We start from the raw sequence: 15498 nt of genomic DNA, 5'->3' as shown, positions 1-15498 counted from the left end.
TCCACCTGTGAGACGGCGCGTTCAAACTATGCGGCTAGTGGACCGCGTATGGATCGACCACATTCTCCTCGTCAACAAGGCATTTTCGAGGAGACACTATCATGACCATTCTTGTTACTGGAGCCACCGGCCGCGTCGGCCGCCATGTCGTCGACCAGCTGGTCAAGCGCGATGCGCCCGCCCGGGTTCTGTCCCGGGACTCGTCTAAAGCCGACTTCCCTGACCGCGTCGAGGTAGCGCAGGGCGACCTGCTCGATCTCGATGCGCTGCGTTCGGCCATGTCGGACGTATCGACGCTGTTCCTGCTCAATGCCGTGACCGGCGACGAGTTTACGCAGGCGATCGTCACACTGAACGTCGCACGGGAGATGGGGATCGACCGCATCGTCTATCTCTCGGTCTTCGACGCGGAGGGGGCCGTGAACGTGCCGCATTTTGCGGTGAAGCGCGGGACGGAGCGGATGCTAGAGCAGATGGATTTCGGGGCCACGATCCTGCGCCCGACATATTTCATCGATAACGAAGCAATGGTGAAGGATGTCATCGTGAACCACGGCATCTATCCGATGCCGATCGGCGGCAAGGGCGTCGCCATGGTCAATGCAAGCGACATTGGCGAGGTCGCTGCGATTGAGCTGGTTCGCCGCCACGATGCGGATGGTCCGCTGCCGATCGAGACGATCAATGTGGTCGGCCCTGAGAACCTAACAGGCGAACGCGTAGCTGCCATCTGGTCTGAGGTGTTGGGCCGTCAAGTCGCGTATGGCGGTGATGATCCCAGCGGGTTCGAGCAGAACATGTCCGGGTTCATGCCTGCTTGGCAGGCCTATGAAATGCGCCTGATGGCAGAGCGCTATGTCAGCCATGGGATGATTCCAGAGGCTGGCGATACCGACCGGCTGACCGCGATGCTCGGCCGCCCGCTGCATCAGTACCGCGAAACGGCCGAGGCGCTGGCCGCCGCGTGACGCCCTCCAAGAAACAAAAGGATACTTCCATGTCCACCATACTCATCACAGGGTGCTCGTCAGGCTTCGGCCTGGCGACTGCCAGACTTTTCGCCGAGCGGGGCTGGGATGTCGTCGCAACCATGCGCACGCAGCGCGAAGATGTTCTGCTGCAAACCGATCGCATCCGGGTGATCGCCCTCGACGTCACGGATCCGGAGAGCATCGCGCGAGCCATCGAAGCGGCGGGGCCGATCGATGCCTTGGTCAACAATGCGGGTATCGGGTTGCTCGGCGCGGTCGAAGGCACACCTATCACGGTTGCGCGCGAACTGTTCGAAACGAACACGCTGGGCACGATCGCCATGACGCAAGCCGTCCTACCGCAGATGCGGGAGCGCGGGAATGGAACTATCGTCAACGTCACCTCGTCGGTGACCTACGGCTCGCTGCCGCTGCTTTCGATCTATACGGCGAGCAAGGCGGCGGTGAATGCGTGGAGCGACAGCATGGCGATGGAGCTAGAATCCTTCGGCATTCGTGTCCGCACCGTTCTGCCCGGTCGCGCGCCCGACACCAGCTTAATAGAAAATGCAAGCAACCGGATGAAAGGCGCAATTCCGGAACCCTACGCGCCGCTTGCCGAGCGCATCTTCGCGGGTTGGCAATCCGATACCGGGCCGGTCACTTCCGCCGACGACGTCGCAGAAGCGGTTTGGGAAGCAGTGACCAACCCAAACACATCTGCGAGCCTGCCGGCGGGTCCTGACGCAGTGGCGTTATCGCAAGCCAAATAGCCGAAAACTGGCGGTCGCGAAGATGACCGCCAGCCTTTCACGCGTTCGATAATCGGTGAGGATATGTCGCCTACCGTGCTGATCCGTCAGAGCGGCAGTGATTTTCCGGCTGCCCTGCGCCGCCGTTATTATTTCCTCAAAAAGCGTCCGCTTCCATGGTTATCCTGAAACAGCATGATTTGGGCCGCGAGGGGTCTGTCCTTGGGATGGAACGAGACCAAACAGACGTTCTAAACGTGAACGCTAGTGAAGAACTGCGTAACAAAACATTAGTCGACGATAGAAACATGATATGGCGGGTTCAGACATTCGGGCACGGCTCTCTCAGCCCGGCTGCATGGCGGTTCCTCGAAAGGATGAACACCGCCGCAAGGGCCAGCCCTGCATCGCCGCACCCTCAAACGGGACGGCCCGGTAACCGATACCGGCGGCAAAAGCCGCAGGTCAGGCGTTGAAGCCGCCGTCAACGGTTAGCGCAGATCCGGTCATGAAGGCAGCACCGGGGCTCGCCACAAACACCACTGCCGCCGCAATCTCGTCCACAGTGCCGTAGCGCTTGAGTGCGGTGAACCCACGGTTGAGCTCGAAGGCCGGACCATCGGCAGGGTTGAGCTCGGTATCGATTGGGCCGGGCTGAACGACGTTGACGGTGATATTACGAGGCGCGAGCTCGTGAGCGAGGCCGCGTGTCAATGCGAGCTGCGCAGACTTGGTCGTTGCGTACAGTGTGAGGTCCGGAAATGGCACACGTTCGGCAACGTTGGAGCCAATCAAGATAACGCGCCCGCCATCGCTCAGTAGTGGGATTGCCGCCTGTACGGTGAGGATGGCACCGCGAAGATTGACATTCAGAAGCGTGTCGATGTCTTCCAGTGACATCTCGGCAAGTGGTCCGACCCGGGAGGTGCCGACGTTGTTTACGAGAATGTCGAGTCCACCGAATGCCTCTGCGGTCTTATCGACCAAGGCGCGTACGGCGGTGGGGTCGGCGGCGCTCGCCTGGACCGCGAGTGCACGTCGACCCTTTGCCTTGATCTTCGCGACGATACCCTGCGCGCGATCGGCGGCATGTTCGTAGCTGATCGCCACATCCGCACCGGCCTCGGCCAACGCGACTGCGATGGCGGCACCGATGCCGCGCGAGCCGCCCGTAACCAAGGCGCGCTTACCTTCAAGATAAGGCATTATCATTCTCTTCTCATTCTAAAGTGTGGGCCAAGCACCGCTTGTCGCCGGTCAGCCGAATATCTCTGTCGCGTGTGCAAGATCCGTATACTCTCGGACGGCTGCCAGATGGCCGTCACGCAGGGTGATCACGAAGTGGTAGGCGTTGGCATACAGCTTGCCATCGTGAGTGCGGCCATCCGACACTACTTCGGTCGCAACCTGGTCGCCCTCCGCGATCATGCCAGTCACCGACATCGTCAAAGGACCGTCGAGCGCCTCGTATAAGCCGTGCCAAAGCTCGGCGATCTCGACCTTGGACTTGGTGCCGACAAAGGGCGAGAGGTGCGGCTTGCCGACGATCGTCCAGGTGAAATCGTCGGTCATCATCGCCAGCAAGCCGTCGATATCTGAGCGGCCGAAGTTGGCCATGTAATCCTGCACGAGCTGTTTGTTATCTTGGATGCTCATCGCGTTTATCTTTCGAAAGAATGGGAGTTCGGCGCCGGGCATTGCGGGGGAGGTAATACCCGACGCCGATGGGGGCGGCGGCGTCAGTCGTTGCGGACGATCAGCTTCTTGCCGCTATGGCTGCCATCAAAGAGGGTGAGGAAAGTGGTCGGCAGCTTGTCGAATCCGTCGACGAACTCTTCTCGGTGTTTGATCTTCCCACTGGTAATTAGCGGGATCATTTCCGCGAGGAACTCGGGGAAAGTGTCCATGACGTATGGCGTGGCAAACGCCTTGATGCTCAAAAACCGGTAGTGGATGATGGTGATGAGCCGCGGCAGATAGTTGGTTCCCTCCGGCAACTCGGTGTCGCTATAGTCGGAGATAGTACCGCACAGCGTCATTTTCGCATCGGTATTGAAGTGCTCCATCAGCACCGGAAATATCGGTCCGCCGACATTCTCGTAGAACGCGTCGATGCCGTTCGGCAAAGCACGCGCAACCTGCTCCTCAAAGTCGGCGGCCTTATAGTCGATTGCGTCATCGAGGCCGAGCTCCTCCTTGAGATAACGCGTTTTCTCGGGACCACCGGCGACGCCTACGACGCGCATCCCGCGCAGCTTGCCCAGTTGCGCCGCAGTAGAGCCGACTGCGCCCGCTGCACCTGTAACGACCAGCGTGCCACCAGGCTTAAAGTCATGGACCTTGGTCATACCGTACCAGGCGGTGAAGCCGGTCAGTCCGAGCGGCCCCAGCGCTGTCGAGAGCGGTGCTTCTTGGGGATCGAGCTTACGCAGGTCGGAGCCGTCAGACACGGCATAGTCCTGCCAACCGGACCACGACTGAATGTAGTCCCCTACCGAGAAATCAGGGTTGCGGCTTTGCTCGATGACGCCCACGGTCGGTCCGCCCATCGGATCTCCGATCTCGATTGCCGGCCATTCCGACGAACCGTTGCCCATCAGGTTACGCTGATACGGGTCGATCGAGATCAGGGTGTTGCGGAACAGCACTTGACCCTCGCCGATTGAGGGGACCGCATCTTCCACCAGTTCAAAGTCGCTCAGTTTGGCAGCGCCCTGAGGGCGGGCTGCCAATGTGTATTTCCGGTTCGATGACGTCACGATCATGATTCCTAATATAATTTACAGGCTATAACGCTTGTTACGTAACGGTCGTTACTTAACTCGACAGGAGGTGTCAATGTCTATATAATGCTCGTTATGAATCTGGTCGGATCTATCTGATGCCACGAACACGCAAGCTTGATGCCGAGGTCGCTCTGGAAGCGGCGATCGGCCTTTTCTGGCGTAAGGGTTTCGAGGGTACGTCCTACGCCGACCTTGTAAGCGCGACCGGCGTCGAGCGCCCAGCGCTCTACGCGGCCTTTGGTAACAAGGAAGCGCTGTTCCTTCAGGCGCTCGATCGATACGGCGCAACTTACGGAAACTATGTGTGGGAGGCACTAGATGCGCCGACGTCTCATGAGGTGGTTTCGCGCGTGCTAGAAGGTGCCGTCGATTTGATCAGCCGCTTCGCCGACCGTCCGGGATGCCTCGGAATTAACGGCGCCCTCGCAGGCTCCGACAGTTCGGAATCGGTTCAGCGCGCATTGATCGAATGGCGCGCATCGGGCGAGCAGGCTCTGCGTGAAAGATTCGAACAGGCGCAGACGGAGGGCGACCTGCCCGCCGGCGCCGACCCCTCAGCGCTGGCCGCCTACATTCTTGCAGTCGTGCACGGTATGGCAGTACAGGCCAAAGCCGGCTTCTCCCGAGACAAGCTCTTATCGGTTGCGCGCCAAGCGATGGCCACGTGGCCCACTGCGTTGAAAACCAAAGGCGCTACGGAGTGCGCCGACAGGTCGGCGACCTGACGCCGGAGCGATGCGAAGGCGTGTCAAACCGCTGAAGTTGATGGCCCACCACGTTCTGTGCAGCCCCGAAGCCTTCTCGGCGCCGAACTCGCCCTCATTCGGCCGGGTCCGATCTCCGGAACAGCAAAGGCATTGATTGCAAAACAAGCACGCAAATGGTCTGCGCAACGATATACCAGTTTTGCGGTCTTCCTCCGAACAGCAGAGAATGGGCCGATTGCGGAAGGTCGGCTTTCGGAGCTTCCTATAGGCCTACCTGTCATCAGGCAAAATCTACTCGATCCGTACCACTGCCAATAGCTCTGGGGCGAGACCAGCAAAGCCACAGAGCTGCTTGCCTCATGCTTGATCAGTATATTGGTCGTAGGCCTCGAGGGCCTGGGCTGCATACATCGCGCTGGGTCCGGCACCCATGTAGATCGCGAGGCCGAGAGTTTCGGCTATCTCCTCGCGTGTCGCGCCGTGCTTGCGTGCGCCCTCGACGTGATAGGTGATGCAGGGATCGCAGCGCACTGCGACCGAGATCGCAACCGCGAGCAATTCCTTGGTCTTGGAATCGAGTGCGCCGCCTTCATGCGCCGCGCCGCTCATCTCGCGGAAGGCCTTCATCACCCCGGGCACACTTTTGTGGAGTTCCTTGATCGCCGGGATCAGTCCGGCGGCCATTGCGGGCCAATCCTTGAACGTCGTGTGTGACATGTCTTGTCCTTCGTGGAGTGAATGACCCCCTGCGGGAGGAATTGCCGGGGGCCTTACGAGGCGTCCGCTCTCTCTAAGGACGCCTCATCCAACGCGGTCAGAAGCGGTAGCTGACGCCCGCGCTCAACACCCAGGGATCGAGATCGTGCTCGGTCTCGATGGCCAGCGTATCGCCAGCATACCATCGTGCGGTCGTGCCAACGAAATAGCGCTTGGCGTCCAGCGTGAGGCCCATGCCGCCGTCTCCGAACGCGACGTCGACACCTGCCTGCAGGACAAAGCCGAACTCGTCCGACAGGGTCGTACGCGTAACACCGAGAGGAATCGTGTCCGCGCCGGGCTCTGCATCTACCCACCAGAAGTAGGTCGCGCCCGCTCCGACATAGGGTTTCACATCGCCCGCGTTCAGGTGGTATTTGGCGGTGAAAGTAGCCGGGATGAGTTTGCCGTCCGAAACGAGTTCGGCGCCGGTCAGGCCCGAGACTGCATCGACGTCGTGCTGCGTCATGCAGCAGGTCGTCTCGATCGAGAATTCGGGGCTGACGAAATACTCGATTGCCAGCGTAGGCACGAAATTGTCGCTGGCTTCGGTTTGCGTGTCTGCGGGAAGGCCGACGATATCGGTATTGACCGAACTGATCTCGCCATCGGGCACCACATAGGTGCCGAGCAGCTTGATCTGGACATTGCCTTCGTCGTCCTGCGCCATCGCAGGGGTTGCGAGCATCGCCGCACTTGTGAGCGCAGCCACGAGCAACTTTTTCATCATACCATCCTTCGCGCCGCAGCGGTCGCACGATGCGACCCAGGATTCTTGCGGCGTCGAATGCCGGATTAGGGATGCGGAAATCGCCCGGCATTGATCTGGATCAAGGCAATCCATCCGGCTGCGCGCCATCCAACCCGCATGATTACGTTTGCCGACGCCTTCGACCTGTTCGCCCGCCGGGTCCTTCCCGCCCGCCTGACCGATGCCGTGCATTTGCGTTTCCGATTGCTGGCGAGCCTGCGCCAGCTTGCGCGCGAGACATCGCTGGAACTGGCGGAGGGAGGACAGCAGATCGTGTTCCTCGCGCGGGGTGCGACCAAGCTGGTCGCTCACGCCTCGCAGTCGCGCGACCAGATCGTCGGGTTCCATTTCCCTGGGGACGTCTTCACGGTCCCAGAGCCCGACAATTATTCCTATTCGGTCAGCGCTCTTCGAGACAGCGACATCCTGACCTTCAATGCGGCGGATTTCCTTGCTCTGGCAGCGGGTGAGGCGTGCGTATTGCAATACCTCCTCGAAAACACGACGCTGTCGCTGCGGCGCTGCCGCGAAAAGACGATCGCGCTCGGCCGCAAGAATGCGCGCGAACGGCTTGCCGTATTCCTTCTGGCAATGGCCGAACGCATCGGTGCCGAGCAGGATGGAGGCGTCTGGCTAGACCTGCCCATGTCCCGGCGCGACATTTCCGAAAGCCTGGGGCTGACGATCGAAACCGTTAGTCGCCAGTTGACGAGGCTGAGGGACGAACGGGTCATCGAGACGATGGGGCGCTCCGGCATCGTCCTCCTCGAACCATCGCTGTTGCGTGATCGTGCGGGGTTCCTGCGCGAGGCGGCGTGATTTCTTTTCGAAATTTGATCTGGGTCAATGCCGATCGCGACCCGGCCGCCTAACGACCTACAAAAGGACGGAGAATTCTATGCAAGCGGAGACTGCGCTGGGCCGGGTGGGCCTGTGGTTCCTTGTGATGCTCGTCGCGATGGCGGCGGCGCTTGGTGCAGCGGACAGCGGATTTGCTGCTCACGCCTGGATCATCGCCGCACTGGGCTTTGTGATGATCTGGCTGAGCGCATCGCGCTTCGATCCGATGGGCAAGGCACAGGGTTTCTTCAAGATGCCCGAAGGTCCATCGCGTTATGACGACGATCCGGTCCGCTGGGGCGTCATAGCCACGATGTTCTGGGGGCTGGCAGGCCTTCTGGCAGGTGTATTCATTGCCTCGCAGCTCGCCTTCCCGTGGCTCAATTTCGAGCCTTATCTGAATTTCGGCCGCCTGCGCCCGCTGCATACGAGCGCGGTGATCTTTGCGTTTGGCGGCAACGCCCTGCTGGCAACCAGTTTTTATGTTGTCCAGCGCACCTGCCGCACGCAGCTCGCCTTCCCCGGCCTCGCCCGCTTCGTGTTCTGGGGCTACCAGCTGTTCATCGTGCTGGCGGCGACCGGTTACCTGCTGGGCGTCACCCAGTCGAAGGAATATGCCGAGCCTGAATGGTATGTCGATCTGTGGCTGACCATCGTCTGGGTGGCCTATTTCATCGTCTTCGTGGGTACGCTCGCGAAACGCAAAGAGCCGCACATCTACGTCGCGAACTGGTTTTACCTCGCCTTCATAGTGACCGTGGCCATGCTTCACATCGTCAACAACCTGGCTATGCCCGTCAGCCTGCTCGGCGCGAAAAGCTATGTGGTGTGGGCGGGCGTGCAGGATGCGCTGACCCAGTGGTGGTACGGCCATAACGCAGTCGGCTTTTTCCTGACCGCGGGCTTCCTGGCGATGATGTATTACTTCGTTCCGAAGCAGGCCGAGCGCCCGGTCTATTCCTACCGCCTGTCGATCATCCACTTCTGGTCGCTGATCTTCCTCTACATCTGGGCGGGTCCGCACCACCTCCATTACACCGCACTGCCGGACTGGGCGCAGACGCTGGGCATGGTCTTTTCGATCATGCTGTGGATGCCGAGCTGGGGCGGTATGATAAACGGGCTGATGACCCTGAACGGTGCCTGGGACAAGGTCCGCACCGACCCGATCATCCGTATGATGGTGATGGCGCTCGCCTTCTACGGCATGAGCACCTTCGAAGGTCCGATGCTGTCGATCAAGAGCGTGAACTCGCTGTCGCACTACACCGACTGGACCATCGGGCACGTCCATTCTGGCGCGCTGGGATGGAACGGGATGATCACTTTCGCCTGCGTATACTTCCTCGTCCCTCGCCTATGGAAGCGCGAACGGATGTTCTCGCTGCGCATGATCAACTGGCACTTCTGGCTCGCGACGATCGGCATCGTTTTCTACGCTGCCAGCATGTGGGTCGCCGGCATCATGCAGGGCCTCATGTGGCGCGAATACGGCCCCGACGGTTACCTCGTCTGGTCGTTTGCCGACAGCGTCGCGGCGATGTTCCCGATGTATGTCATGCGCGCAGTCGGCGGGCTCATGTACCTCGGCGGTGCGCTGATCATGTCCTACAACATCTGGATGACGCTGGCCGGCAAGCTGCGGGACGAAGCGCCCCTGCGCGACGCGGCCTACGACCCGGAAGCCGACCGCCCCATCGTCAACCAGCCCAGTGCCGTTCCGGCCGAATAGGATCCAGCAATCATGACCGATCCCATCGTCGAAGAAACCGTCACGGGCCACAAGCGGCTCGAACGCAATATCACCCTGCTTGCCATCGGTACCTTCGTGACTGTCGCTATCGGCGGTCTCGTCCAGCTGGTGCCGCTGTTCTATCTCGAAAACACGATCGAGCAGGTGGAAGGCGTGCGGCCCTACACCCCGCTCGAACAGGCTGGCCGTGACATCTATGTTCGCGAGGGCTGCTATGTATGCCACAGCCAGATGGTCCGCCCGTTCCGGGACGAGGTCGAACGGTACGGCCATTACAGCCTCGCGGCGGAAAGCATGTACGATCATCCCTTCCAGTGGGGCTCGAAGCGCACGGGGCCAGACCTGGCGCGTGTAGGTGGACGCTATTCGGACGAATGGCATGTCCAGCACCTCACCGATCCGCAGAGCGTGGTGCCCGAAAGCGTGATGCCGCAATACGGCTTCCTCAAGGAAACCGATCTCGAGATCGGCGATCCCGAAGCGACCATGGTTGCGCTGATGCGTGTGGGCGTCCCCTATCGCGACGAAGACCTGGAAAATGCCCGGGCGGACATGCTCGCACAGGCCGATCCCGACGCCGATCCGGGTGATCTCGCCGCCCGCTATCCCAAGGCGCAAATCCGCGATTTCGATGGCGATCCCGATCGCCTGACCGAGATGGATGCGCTGATCGCCTATCTCCAGATGCTGGGCACGCTGGTCGATTTCGAAAGCGCAGCGGGGCTGGAGGAACTTGCCGAGGAGAAGGGCCGGTGAGCTTTTACGAAACCCTGCGCCATTTTGCGGACAGCTACGCGCTTGTCGTAATGCTGATCCTGTTCGTGGGCCTGTGCGCTTGGCCTTTCCGGCCGGGTGCCAAGAAGCGCAACCACCAGGCTGCAACTCTGATCTTCGAAGGACAAGACGATGGCGAATAAGCGCATCGACCAGCCAACCGGCACCCAAACCGTCGGCCATGAGTGGGACGGTATCGAGGAGCTGGATACGCCGCTGCCGCGCTGGTGGCTGTGGACCTTCTACCTCACTATCGTCTTCGCGATCGGTTACGTCATTGCCTATCCAGCCTGGCCGATGATCGACAAGGCGACCCAAGGCGTCCTCGGCTGGACCAGTCGCGGCCAGCTGGCCGAAGAAATGACTTCGGCCGATCAGGCGCGCACCAGCATTCGCGAACAGCTGAACCGCACACCGATAGAGCGGCTCGGTGAGGACAGCGAATTGCTGCAACAGGCCGTGGCCGGCGGGGCAGCGGCATTCCGCGTCAATTGCGTGCAGTGTCACGGTTCTGGTGCGGGCGGTAGCCAAGAGCTGGGCTATCCCAACCTCAACGACGACGACTGGTTGTGGGGCGGCGACATGAAAGCCATTCACTACACGCTGACGCATGGCATCCGGCAGCCGGGCGACGACAACACGCGCACCAGCCAGATGCCGCCTTTTGCCGGTGCATTCGACAATGCGCAGCTGGACAAGCTGGTGGACCATGTCCTCTCACTCAGCGGCAAGGCCGAAAGCAATCGGGTGGGCGCGCAGCTCTACGCCGACAATTGCGTGGCCTGTCATGGTGCAAGCGGCGGCGGCAATCGCGAGCTCGGCGCCCCGCGTCTCAATGATGCGATCTGGTTACGGGGCAGCAGCCGCGAAGCGATCAAGCGCCAGATACTCGACCCGCGCATGGGCATGATGCCCAAGTGGGAAGGTCGTCTCGATCCGGTGACGGTCAAGATGCTGGCCGCATATGTCCATTCGCTTGGGGGTGGCGAAGACTTCATCGAGGTCGCCAAGGATCCCGAGGTAGCGGTCGATGAGCAACCCTGACGACCCCAAGCCGGGAGGCGGACGCGACTGGTCGGTAGTCGTCGAAGACGGCGTCACCAAGACCAACGAGCCTGTCTCCGGCGCGTTTGCCGAGCCCGAAGCGGCCACGCGCCGCCACGAGCCACACGAACCCTCTCGCGAGCACTTGCCCGAACGACTGTACGAACCCCGAAAGGCGGTGCACAACAAGCGGATCGACGGGCCCTTCAGGCGGTTCAAGTGGCTGGTGATGCTGGTCACGCTTGGCATCTACTACGTAACGCCGTGGCTGCGCTGGGACCGCGGTCCCTATGCGCCCGACCAGGCGGTGCTGGTCGATCTCGCCAACCGGCGCTTCTACATGTTCAGCATCGAAATCTGGCCGCACGAATTCTATTTCGTCGCCGGATTGCTGATCATGGCGGGGATCGGGCTTTTCCTCGTCACCAGCGCGGTTGGCCGCGCGTGGTGCGGCTATGCCTGCCCGCAGACGGTGTGGACCGACCTGTTCCAGCATGTCGACCGCTTCGTCGACGGGGACCGCAACGCGCGCGTGCGTCTCGATGCGGCACCTTGGACCTGGGGCAAGGTCATGCGCCGGGCATTCAAATGGTCGATATACCTCGTGATCGGTTTCTGGACCGGTGGCGCTTGGATCATGTATTTCGCCGACGCGCCCACGCTCGTGCATGATTTCTGGCGAGGCGAGGCGGCACCTGTCGCGTATATCACCGTAGCCATACTCACGCTGACCACTGTCACCCTGGGCGGCTTCATGCGCGAGCAGGTCTGTATCTACATGTGCCCCTGGCCGCGCATCCAGACCGCTATGCTCGACGAGAAATCGCTGATCGTCACCTACAAGGACTGGCGGGGCGAACCGCGCGGAAGCGTCAAGAAAGCGCAGAAGAATCCGGGTCAGTTCGGCGATTGCATCGATTGTGTGCAATGCGTGCAGGTCTGCCCCACCGGTATCGACATCCGCGAGGGTCCGCAGATCGGGTGCATCACATGTGCGCTATGTATCGATGCTTGCGACAAGGTCATGAAGGACATCGGCCGCCCGCGCGGACTGATCGACTATGCGACACTGGAAGACTGCGAGCGCGAGGCGGCGGGAGGTGAGCCGAAATCGCCGCTGCGCACGCTCATGCGTCCACGCACGATCGCCTATTTCATGATCTGGGCGGGCATCGGCGGCGCGTTGCTGTTTGCGCTGGGCAATCGCAGCCATACCGAACTCACCGTCGCTCCCGATCGCAACCCGCCCTTCATGCTGCTGTCGGATGGTTCGGTGCGCAATTCCTACACGCTCAAGCTGCGCAATATGGAAAGCCGCCCGCGCGATATGGAAATCGCGGTCGAGGGGCTGCCCGGAGGTGTGATGTGGACCGACACGATCGGGCGAGGCGAGGCTTCACCTGTGCAAAGGGTAACGGTTCCGGCCGATCTGGTGCGGCAGGTGCGCGCCTATGTCGCCGTCCCCGAAGGTGCGGCATCGCAGCAGTTTACCTTCCGTGTCACCTCGCTCGATGCGCAGCGGGAGACGGATACCGTCCAGACCCGCTTCGATGCGCCGGAGGCAGAATGATGCAGCGTCCCTTCACCGGTAAACACATGGCCGCGATACTGGTTGGCGGTTTCGCGATCGTGATCGCTGTCAATTTCTACATGGCATCGCTGGCTGTCGGCGGGTTCGGAGGCGTCGTGGTCGAAAACTCCTACGTCGCGAGCCAGAAGTTCAACGGGTGGCTGGAGGACGCGCGCGCTGCCGAAGAACTGGGCTATTCGGCGGAGCTGTCCCGCGCCGAGGATGGGCGGCTGATCGTGACCACCACGGGCGTTCCGGGCAACGCAAAGCTGTCGGCCAGTCTGCGCAGGCCGCTTGGCCAGCCCGAGGATCGTGCGATGACTTTCGAGAGGCTCGCTGACGAGACTTATACCTCGGCCGATACCTTGCCGTCCGGCCGCTGGATCGCACGCCTCGCAATCGAGCATGGCGACACGCGCTGGGTCGAAGAAACGGAGTTGCAATGAACGCTCCGCTCGCCCGAGGATCGATCGATGGAGCACGGCTCACGGACAGCCGCTTTACGGTTCCGGGCATGCGCTGTGCCGGCTGCATCGCGAAGATCGAGCACGGGCTGGCGGAAATCGACGGTGTCGACGCGGCGCGGGTCAATTTTTCATCCAAGCGGGTCGCGGTCCGGCACCATGAGAGCCTGAGCGATCAGGATCTGGTCGAAGCGATCGAGAAGATCGGGTTCGAAGCCCAGAGTGTCGCCGCCAACCCGCTGGCAACCGACGATCGGGAGAGCAAGGCCTTGTTGCGCGCTCTCGCCGTGGCGGGCTTTGGCATGATGAACATCATGCTCCTGTCGGTCAGCGTGTGGTCGGGCGCGGGCGGAGTGACGCGTGAGCTGTTTCACTGGCTGTCCGCGCTGATCGCCGTGCCTGTCGTCGCCTATTCCGGCCGCCCCTTCTTTGAAAGCGCTGCCATGGCCCTGCGTCACCGCCGCACCAACATGGACGTGCCGATCTCGATCGGCGTCCTGCTGGCAACGGGCCTGAGCATCTCCGAGACGATGACCGGAGGGGAGCATGCCTATTTCGACGGCGCAGTGATGCTGCTGTTTTTCCTGCTTGCCGGGCGCGCGCTCGATGCGGTGATGCGCAACAAGACGCGTGCAGGTATCGGCGCGCTTCTCTCGCGCATGGGCAAGAGCGCGACGGTCCTGGACGACAACGGCGCGCACCGGAGGCTGGCCGCGGAAGATCTTGAACCCGCCATGCTGATGCTGGTGGCGGCCGGAGAGGCGCTGGCGGCAGATGGTGTGATCGAAGACGGATCGACCACGCTTGACAACGCCATGCTCACCGGAGAGAGCGCACCCGAGGGGGTGCGACCGGGCGATCTCGTCAACGCGGGCGCTATCAACCTCGGCAATCCGGTGCAGGTGCGGGTAACGGCGGCAGCGTCCGACACTGCGCTCGCTGAAATCGCCCGTCTGATGGATGAGGCCGGGCAGTTACGGAGCAGCTATGTCCGCATCGCTGACCGTGCGTCCCGTCTCTACGCTCCGGCGGTCCATTCGCTCGCCCTGTTGGCCTTTGCAGGGTGGATGATCGCGGGGGCCGGCTGGCACCAGTCGTTGATCATCGCGATCGCCGTGCTCATCATCACCTGTCCTTGCGCCATGGGACTTGCCGTGCCGGCCGCGCAGGTGGTGGCTTCGGGTGCGCTCGCGAAACGCGGATTGCTGGTCAAGGACGGAAGTGCCCTCGAGCGATTGGCGGAAGTCGATATAGCCCTGTTCGACAAGACGGGTACGCTGACGCTGGGCGAGCTGGTACCGCAACTCGGCCACCTCACCACATATCAGGCCTCGGTCGCGCTCGCGCTGGCGCGCAGCAGCAGGCACCCGCTGAGCAAGGGAATAGCGAAGACGCTCGAAGCGGAAGGGATCGCGCCTGCCGCCTTGTCCCAGCTGCGCGAAGAAAGCGGCGTCGGTATCCTGGCGCGCAGCGGCGACACGCAGGTCGCGCTCGTTCGCCCGCAGAATGCCGGCGACCACATTGCAACCAGCCTCAGGATCGGCGATGAGACGATCGATATCGCCTTCACCGACCCGCTGCGCGAAGATTCCGCAGAGGCACTTGCCGCATTGCACCGCGAGGGCGTGGGGGGCTCGATCATATCGGGCGACAGGGTGGGACCCGTTGAGGCGATAGCCGCGAAGCTGGGCATCGCCGCGCAAGCCGAACTGCTTCCAGATGCCAAGCTGCGCTTACTCGAAGGGCTAAAGTCCGAAGGGCACAAGCCGCTGATGGTCGGTGACGGCATAAACGACGGGCCCGCTCTGGCCGCGGCCCACGCATCGATAGCGCCGGGAAGCGCCAGCGATGCGAGCCAGCAGGCAGCCGACGCGGTTTTTCTTGGCAGGGCGCTCATGCCGGTGGCGCTGGCCGTGCGTGTAGCCCGCAAGACCATGGTCATCGTGCGCCAGAACTTCGCATTCGCGATAATCTACAACGTATTTGCGGTACCTCTGGCACTGGCAGGCATGGTCACTCCGCTCATTGCCGCAGTTGCGATGTCGCTGAGTTCGCTGGTTGTCGTGGGCAATTCGCTCCGCCTCTCCAAGGCTGCGCAATGAGTGGGCTGGCCTTTCTGATCCCGATCGCACTCGGTCTGGGGTTGCTGGGTCTTGCGGCGTTCTTCTGGGCCATGCGGAGGGGCCAGTTCGAGGACCTGGACGGTGCTGCCCGGCGCATCCTGATCGACGACGAAGAAGACGAGCCATGAGCCTCGCATCGCTTGCCGCGCTGTGCGCCCTCCTGCCGTTGGCGATGGGACCACTGCCTGCCGCCGACACAAAAATCAC

At 61.7% G+C, this 15498-nt stretch carries 17 protein-coding genes; 12 read left to right on the top strand and 5 right to left on the bottom strand.

The window, feature by feature from the left end; all coding sequences use genetic code 11:
* Positions 1-101: 101 nt before the first annotated feature.
* Together K3177_RS13675 and K3177_RS13670 are read left to right on the top strand one after the other, a co-directional pair.
* Positions 102-968, top strand: coding sequence for an SDR family oxidoreductase (locus K3177_RS13675; protein WP_221598695.1), 867 nt, complete (start codon positions 102-104; stop codon positions 966-968).
* A gap of 29 nt (positions 969-997) precedes the next feature.
* Positions 998-1744, top strand: a complete 747-nt coding sequence (locus K3177_RS13670; RefSeq protein WP_221598694.1) for an SDR family oxidoreductase — start codon at positions 998-1000, stop codon at positions 1742-1744.
* Between the two features lie 444 nt (positions 1745-2188).
* Here K3177_RS13670 and K3177_RS13665 read toward each other — a convergent pair whose 3' ends face one another.
* From K3177_RS13665 to K3177_RS13655, 3 genes are all read right to left on the bottom strand, one after another.
* Complete coding sequence (locus K3177_RS13665) at positions 2189-2929, bottom strand: SDR family NAD(P)-dependent oxidoreductase (protein ID WP_247714499.1); 741 nt, start codon at positions 2927-2929, stop codon at positions 2189-2191.
* Between the two features lie 51 nt (positions 2930-2980).
* Positions 2981-3379, bottom strand: a complete 399-nt coding sequence (locus K3177_RS13660; protein WP_221598692.1) for a nuclear transport factor 2 family protein — start codon at positions 3377-3379, stop codon at positions 2981-2983.
* Positions 3380-3462: 83 nt separating this feature from the next.
* Positions 3463-4482, bottom strand: a complete 1020-nt coding sequence (locus tag K3177_RS13655; protein WP_345725410.1) for an NADP-dependent oxidoreductase — start codon at positions 4480-4482, stop codon at positions 3463-3465.
* Positions 4483-4604: 122 nt separating this feature from the next.
* On the opposite strand from K3177_RS13655, the gene K3177_RS13650 reads away from it, so the two are divergent.
* Positions 4605-5234, top strand: a complete 630-nt coding sequence (locus K3177_RS13650) for a TetR/AcrR family transcriptional regulator (RefSeq protein ID WP_221598690.1) — start codon at positions 4605-4607, stop codon at positions 5232-5234.
* A 339-nt stretch (positions 5235-5573) separates the two neighbouring features.
* Here K3177_RS13650 and K3177_RS13645 read toward each other — a convergent pair whose 3' ends face one another.
* Positions 5574-5933: a carboxymuconolactone decarboxylase family protein gene (locus tag K3177_RS13645; protein WP_221598689.1), complete on the bottom strand. Its 360-nt coding sequence runs from the start codon at positions 5931-5933 to the stop codon at positions 5574-5576.
* Positions 5934-6030: 97 nt separating this feature from the next.
* Positions 6031-6699, bottom strand: coding sequence for an OmpW/AlkL family protein (locus K3177_RS13640; RefSeq protein WP_221598688.1), 669 nt, complete (start codon positions 6697-6699; stop codon positions 6031-6033).
* A gap of 93 nt (positions 6700-6792) precedes the next feature.
* Between K3177_RS13640 and K3177_RS13635 the strand changes: the two genes are divergently transcribed.
* The 9 genes from K3177_RS13635 (at position 6793) to ccoS (ending at position 15419) form a co-directional block, all read left to right on the top strand.
* Positions 6793-7542 carry a helix-turn-helix domain-containing protein gene (locus K3177_RS13635; RefSeq protein ID WP_221598687.1) on the top strand — a complete coding sequence of 250 codons (750 nt, stop codon included), beginning with the start codon at positions 6793-6795 and terminating at the stop codon, positions 7540-7542.
* Positions 7543-7621: 79 nt separating this feature from the next.
* A complete protein-coding gene (ccoN, locus tag K3177_RS13630; protein WP_221598686.1) occupies positions 7622-9295 on the top strand; it encodes a cytochrome-c oxidase, cbb3-type subunit I in 1674 nt (557 codons plus the stop codon).
* A gap of 12 nt (positions 9296-9307) precedes the next feature.
* On the top strand, positions 9308-10072 hold the full coding sequence (gene ccoO, locus K3177_RS13625) for a cytochrome-c oxidase, cbb3-type subunit II (RefSeq protein WP_221598685.1): 765 nt from the start codon (positions 9308-9310) through the stop codon (positions 10070-10072).
* A complete protein-coding gene (locus K3177_RS13620) occupies positions 10069-10233 on the top strand; it encodes a cbb3-type cytochrome c oxidase subunit 3 (RefSeq protein WP_221598684.1) in 165 nt (54 codons plus the stop codon). Before ccoO ends, K3177_RS13620 begins: the two co-directional genes overlap by 4 nt.
* Positions 10223-11134 (top strand): cytochrome-c oxidase, cbb3-type subunit III, encoded by a 912-nt coding sequence (gene ccoP, locus K3177_RS13615; RefSeq protein ID WP_221598683.1) that lies wholly within the window; start codon positions 10223-10225, stop codon positions 11132-11134. Before K3177_RS13620 ends, ccoP begins: the two co-directional genes overlap by 11 nt.
* Positions 11121-12704, top strand: a complete 1584-nt coding sequence (ccoG, locus tag K3177_RS13610; RefSeq protein ID WP_221598682.1) for a cytochrome c oxidase accessory protein CcoG — start codon at positions 11121-11123, stop codon at positions 12702-12704. The genes ccoP and ccoG overlap by 14 nt, the downstream gene beginning before the upstream one ends.
* A complete protein-coding gene (locus K3177_RS13605) occupies positions 12701-13150 on the top strand; it encodes a FixH family protein (protein ID WP_345725409.1) in 450 nt (149 codons plus the stop codon). Before ccoG ends, K3177_RS13605 begins: the two co-directional genes overlap by 4 nt.
* On the top strand, positions 13147-15270 hold the full coding sequence (locus K3177_RS13600; RefSeq protein ID WP_221598681.1) for a heavy metal translocating P-type ATPase: 2124 nt from the start codon (positions 13147-13149) through the stop codon (positions 15268-15270). Before K3177_RS13605 ends, K3177_RS13600 begins: the two co-directional genes overlap by 4 nt.
* On the top strand, positions 15267-15419 hold the full coding sequence (gene ccoS, locus K3177_RS13595) for a cbb3-type cytochrome oxidase assembly protein CcoS (protein ID WP_221598680.1): 153 nt from the start codon (positions 15267-15269) through the stop codon (positions 15417-15419). The genes K3177_RS13600 and ccoS overlap by 4 nt, the downstream gene beginning before the upstream one ends.
* Positions 15420-15498 lie beyond the last annotated feature (79 nt).

Origin of the sequence: Qipengyuania pacifica (assembly GCF_019711555.1) — a bacterium.
GTDB lineage: Bacteria > Pseudomonadota > Alphaproteobacteria > Sphingomonadales > Sphingomonadaceae > Qipengyuania > Qipengyuania pacifica.
Note: the sequence above shows the minus strand (reverse complement) of the source record. Positions and strands in the feature narration are given on the sequence as shown.

Excerpts from the sequence above, each read along its gene's own strand:
- K3177_RS13675 (WP_221598695.1), top strand. The coding sequence starts at position 102 with ATGACCATTCTTGTTACTGGAGCCACCGGCCGCGTCGGCCGCCATGTC.
- K3177_RS13670 (WP_221598694.1), top strand. The coding sequence starts at position 998 with ATGTCCACCATACTCATCACAGGGTGCTCGTCAGGCTTCGGCCTGGCG.
- K3177_RS13665 (WP_247714499.1), bottom strand. The coding sequence starts at position 2,929 with ATGCCTTATCTTGAAGGTAAGCGCGCCTTGGTTACGGGCGGCTCGCGC.
- K3177_RS13660 (WP_221598692.1), bottom strand. The coding sequence starts at position 3,379 with ATGAGCATCCAAGATAACAAACAGCTCGTGCAGGATTACATGGCCAAC.
- K3177_RS13650 (WP_221598690.1), top strand. The coding sequence starts at position 4,605 with ATGCCACGAACACGCAAGCTTGATGCCGAGGTCGCTCTGGAAGCGGCG.
- K3177_RS13645 (WP_221598689.1), bottom strand. The coding sequence starts at position 5,933 with ATGTCACACACGACGTTCAAGGATTGGCCCGCAATGGCCGCCGGACTG.
- K3177_RS13640 (WP_221598688.1), bottom strand. The coding sequence starts at position 6,699 with ATGAAAAAGTTGCTCGTGGCTGCGCTCACAAGTGCGGCGATGCTCGCA.
- ccoN (WP_221598686.1), top strand. The coding sequence starts at position 7,622 with ATGCAAGCGGAGACTGCGCTGGGCCGGGTGGGCCTGTGGTTCCTTGTG.
- ccoO (WP_221598685.1), top strand. The coding sequence starts at position 9,308 with ATGACCGATCCCATCGTCGAAGAAACCGTCACGGGCCACAAGCGGCTC.
- ccoP (WP_221598683.1), top strand. The coding sequence starts at position 10,223 with ATGGCGAATAAGCGCATCGACCAGCCAACCGGCACCCAAACCGTCGGC.
- ccoG (WP_221598682.1), top strand. The coding sequence starts at position 11,121 with ATGAGCAACCCTGACGACCCCAAGCCGGGAGGCGGACGCGACTGGTCG.
- K3177_RS13605 (WP_345725409.1), top strand. The coding sequence starts at position 12,701 with ATGATGCAGCGTCCCTTCACCGGTAAACACATGGCCGCGATACTGGTT.
- K3177_RS13600 (WP_221598681.1), top strand. The coding sequence starts at position 13,147 with ATGAACGCTCCGCTCGCCCGAGGATCGATCGATGGAGCACGGCTCACG.
- ccoS (WP_221598680.1), top strand. The coding sequence starts at position 15,267 with ATGAGTGGGCTGGCCTTTCTGATCCCGATCGCACTCGGTCTGGGGTTG.